3 protein-coding genes are annotated in these 4813 nt (G+C 34.8%); 2 read left to right on the top strand and 1 reads right to left on the bottom strand.

The features are described 5' to 3' along the window. Both RMR19_RS16755 and RMR19_RS16750 read left to right on the top strand, forming a co-directional pair. Positions 1 to 569 (top strand): hypothetical protein (locus tag RMR19_RS16755; RefSeq protein WP_310604650.1); only part of this gene is annotated, 569 nt, incomplete at its 5' end. A gap of 59 nt (positions 570 to 628) precedes the next feature. Then, entirely contained in the window at positions 629 to 2308 is a 1680-nt protein-coding gene (locus tag RMR19_RS16750) for a vWA domain-containing protein (protein WP_310604649.1), read from the top strand. A gap of 61 nt (positions 2309 to 2369) precedes the next feature. Here RMR19_RS16750 and RMR19_RS16745 read toward each other — a convergent pair whose 3' ends face one another. Next, positions 2370 to 4505 (bottom strand): serine hydrolase domain-containing protein, encoded by a 2136-nt coding sequence (locus RMR19_RS16745; RefSeq protein ID WP_310604648.1) that lies wholly within the window; start codon positions 4503 to 4505, stop codon positions 2370 to 2372. Positions 4506 to 4813: the final 308 nt, after the last annotated feature.

The following is a 4813-nucleotide window of genomic DNA, read 5'->3' as shown; positions in this document are numbered from 1 at the left end:
TTATGAGTGTGATTTTATTTGCTTATGGAAACTATAGTCTCTTGCATTCAAAGGAGGCGCAGTATTACGGGTTCTCGGTACAAGACCTTCATACGCCGGAGGATATGATTGAAGTATTGAAGGAATTAATGACTAGGAATATAATGAATCAAGAAATGGATACAACAATAAAGCAGATAGCACGTTTGCTTAAGAAAAAAGAGTCGCTTAGGAATATTATATATATAAAATTCAAAGATGAAGACGAAGATGCATACGGGTTAAAAGATGTAATCGGTAAAGTAGAGAATCTTTTGTTTTCTAACGTAAAGAGTATTATTAATGCGATATCTGTTTTTGATCAACAAGAATTTAATCAAGCAAGTCAAAGAGGAAACTCGGAGAAACATATGGTTTATATGGAGCAAGTTAACTATATACGTGATAAAGTAGCGGATAATGAGACGATTCTATTAGAGTTTGATAAGTTGTTGATGCAGTTATCGAAATTAAGTGATGGAACACAGGCGAATTCAGATGATTTAAAAGTATTCAAAGATGTTGTAAACAATATGAAACAATTATTATAATATAGATATAATTTGAGTTTGATTTGTGAAAATACATAGTGGCAGAGAGGGGAATGAAGATGAAGAAAAAGAATATGTTAGCGTTTATTATCATTGCGATAATAGCATTTGCAGGAATATTTGCAACAATATCGTCTACAAACTCAGGTGATGGTACGGCAGTGATGTCGGAGGAAAAGGCGAGCAAACAGTTAGCGAGATATCTAAAGAGTATTGATGTAACAAAAAAAACAGCAAGAAAAGCAAATGTTGAATTAGAAGAAACAGATTTAAAAGAGGAACTTCCAGATATCTCGAAGTATCCATTAGCAGTTGAAGGCAAGGCTGATATTGTAATTGAGATTTTCTCATCACCTGAAAAGGCAGGAGAGGGCTCAGATAGCTGGTTATCAACAATGGCGAAAGAGTTTAATAAGCAAAAGAATAAGATTGATGGTAAGACAGTAGCAATTTCTGTTCGTTCCATGGCATCAGGTTTGGGTGCTGACTATATCGTTTCGGGAAAATATCGTCCAGATGCATTTACTCCTTCGAATGATTTATGGGGTAAAATTATAGAAGCAGAGGGAGCAGATATTTCAGTTGTTAGAGAACGCATGGTAGGTAATGTAGCAGGTGTTTTACTTACAAAATCAGTTGTAAAAGATATTACAGAAAACTATGGCGAAGTAACAATGAAAACAATTACACAAGCAACAGCAGATAATAAGATTGCAATGGGATATACAAATCCATTATCGAGTTCTGCTGGTATGAATTTTCTCCTATCTACTTTGAATGCATATGATTCAGCAGACATTCTTAGTGATACAGCAATAGAGGGATTTCAACAATTCCAAGTAAATGTTCCGTTTGTTGCTTATACAACATTACAGATGCGTGAATCTGCAAAATCAGGTTCCTTAACAGGAATGGTAATTGAATATCAACTATATAAGAATGATTCGGATCTTCGTTCGCAATACGAATTCGTACCATATGGCGTAAGACATGATAATCCATTATATGAAATCGGTAAGTTAAGTGCAGATAAAAAAGAAGCACTAGAACTATTTGTATCTTATTGTGAATCAGAAGAGTCACAAAAGTTAGCTACGAAATATGGATTTAATGGAATGGAAGATTATAAAAGTGACTTGTCAGAATACGATGGTTCAACAATCTTATCTGCTCAGAAACTATGGAAAGAGAATAAGGATTCAGGAAAAAGTATTACAGCAGTTTTCGTTGCCGATGTTTCAGGTAGTATGAGTGGAGAGCCACTGAACCAATTGAAAACTTCGCTAATTAATGGATCAAAATACATTAACAGTGAGAATAGCATTGGACTTGTAAGTTATGATAGTAAAGTATATTTAAACCTACCAATAGCTAAGTTTGATTTGAATCAAAGATCTTTATTTACAGGTGCTGTTCAAGATTTACAAGAGGGTGGAGCAACAGCTTCGTTTGACGCTCTTGCAGTTGCACTTAATATGTTATTAGAAGAAAAAGAGAAAAATCCAGATACAAAACTAATGATATTCTTGCTAAGTGATGGAGAAACAAATAGTGGTTTAAGTCTTAAGAATATATCAGGTGTTTTGAAAGCATATAAAATCCCTGTTTATACAATTGGATATAATGCAGACATCGATGCATTAGAAACAATATCTGCAATTAATGAAGCGGCAAGTATTAATGCAGATTCAGATGATGTAGTATATAAACTTAAAAATCTGTTTAACGCACAGATGTAGTAATAGAAAAATGCAAGCCTATGTTTGAAGGGCTTGCATTTTTCTGTTATATGATGATATATTACTTATAATTTACGGTGAAAGTAGAATTGGCATTACCTGCGAATACAATAGTACCTCCTTCTGGCAATGTTACTACTTTGTTAGTTGATATAGTAGATAGGAAGACTAAATTACCATAGCTATCATAGATACCATATCCAGCATTGTTTGGAATTGTAACTTTGATTTTTTCATTTGCATAGGAAGCAGGAATCTTAAACCATTTTGCGTATCCGGTATCATCAATTGTAACTTTGAATGTTTTCTTTGAAGATAAATTATAAATGGCATCTTCGGATATGGATAGTGTAGAATTCGCCTGTAGATATTCAACGCCATTTTTTCGATACATCTTAACATCAGTTAAATCACGTCCCATAGACATTGGTATCTGGAGACGTTGTTCTAAGGTATCTTCATCAACCATAGCAAAATTAGCAATATAACCTTCTTTGAGATTGTCGAGTTCGAATCGACTGCTTAATTCAGAAAGATAAAGTTGTGAAGAGTATTTTTCATTGAGTAGATAGTATTTCTTTCCGTCTCTTGCCTTCCAAGCATTGTTTACACTTTCTGATACAGGATTGTCATCTTGCTTTTGGGCATATAAGATATCTTGTACGATAGCTGGGAACCCTTGGACACTCGATACGCCTTTGTAGTTTAGATACGTTATATTATTTGATAGTGTTTTGAAAGAGTATTCACTGCTGCCAGTACTATCTTTGAATAAACCATTTCCTGTATAGAATAGCTCTACACCTGGCATATCATTCGTATATTTTATCAAAAGAGAATTATTATCGGTGAATTCAATATTAAATGCTTCGTATACACTAGCATATAGGCCAGCATAACGTTTGTATGATTCGGGCATTTTTTGCTTGACTGGTGCAGTTGCTGTAGGTTCTTTGACAAGCTCTTTGATGATCTCATTTTCTTGAAGAGCACTTAGCAAAATAGAATTACATAGCAGGCTGTCTAGTGCGCTTGAACCATCGGATGATAAAACAGCAACACCTAAGTTGTACTCTGGAATAGTAACTACATTTCCGTGATATGCATAAGTATCACCACCCTTGGAAAATGCTTGTATATCATAGTTTGTGAATGGATAGAGGCGAATACTATCCCAACCAAGCCCATAGTTTATTATATTATCTCCATCATTGCCCCATAGCCCTTTTAGGTATTCAGGTTGAGCCATAGCATTTATAGAATTCTTGCTGAGCACGTCGTTATCAGTCATGAAGATATTCAGGAAATGGCATAAATCCTCAGCGGTTGAATACAAACCACCAGCAGCAATAAAGTTAGCATAGTCAGCAGGTAACTCGCTGGAATTGTAGTACGACTTTGCTAGTTTCAGACGCATAAATCCGCTTTGTGGAGTCTTTGTGTTAGACATTCCAAGAGGTTTGCTGATATTGTCATATATATAATCTGTAAAAGATGATTTTGTAACTCGTTCTATTAATAACTCTGCCAATGTAAAACCATCATTAGAATATACGCTGAAACTACCAGGGGCAGCTTTTAAGCGTTGCGTACTAAGATGTTCAAGAATCGAATCTGTATTAATCGTATCAGGATCATAGAAGAGTAATGTGTTATTTACAAGGTTTCCCATTAATCCAGAAGAATGATTGATTAACATTCGAACGGTAATGTCTTTGTAACGCTCATCGGGCATTGTAAAGTCGGGTATGTAGGTGACTACAGGAGTATCAAGGTCAAGTACACCTTTTTCAACTAACTGTAAGACAGCGACGGTAGTAAACAACTTACTAATTGAGCCAATACCATAGATAGAATCTTTGGTTGGTGCTTTCTTTTTCTGACGATCGGCAAGACCTGCTTGACCAGATACGACGATTTCGCCATTGTGAATCAAGGCATATTGGATGCTTGTACAGCCGTAGAACGCAGAGAGTTGTTTCGCTTTTTTTGTTGCTGCTGTTGCAGTGTTATCAAAAGACCATGTAGACTTTTGTTCATCTGATGTAGAAGTACTTATAACAAGAGGAGTTTCCTGCGCCTTAGTTTGTATGGAAGAACTAGAAGAAAGTGTTAAGATACAAACTAATGATAGAGACAATGTCTTCTTTGCTAGAGTGCGCAATCTTTCCTTGTGAAACATATGTTTAAAAATCATATGTGCTCCTTTCAGCCATGTATATGGACTTTATGTAGTTTATCGTCAGCTTAGTTTTTAGATAAATTACGTAGGACAGACTTGATAATATTATATCATAATATTTGGCAAATATGAGCGATTAATGAAATGTTAATGTATTTGTAATAAAGTAAGATGATAATAAATCAGTTTAATTTCAGACAAGAATGTGTTAGAATATATCAAGTGTACTAGGACTGCGGATTACGATAACTATTATGGTAATCGTTGATAGTCTATGGAATTAAGATGGAGTAATTAGCATGAGTATAGTAAATGAAAGAACA

The sequence above is a fragment of the Anaerosporobacter sp. genome, from assembly GCF_031551385.1.
In the GTDB taxonomy this organism is placed as follows: Bacteria; Bacillota; Clostridia; order Lachnospirales; family Lachnospiraceae; genus Anaerosporobacter.
The sequence above is the reverse complement of the archived record's forward strand: the minus strand, read 5'-3'. Positions and strand labels throughout refer to the sequence as shown.

Excerpts from the sequence above, each read along its gene's own strand:
- RMR19_RS16750 (WP_310604649.1), top strand. The coding sequence starts at position 629 with ATGAAGAAAAAGAATATGTTAGCGTTTATTATCATTGCGATAATAGCA.
- RMR19_RS16745 (WP_310604648.1), bottom strand. The coding sequence starts at position 4,505 with ATGATTTTTAAACATATGTTTCACAAGGAAAGATTGCGCACTCTAGCA.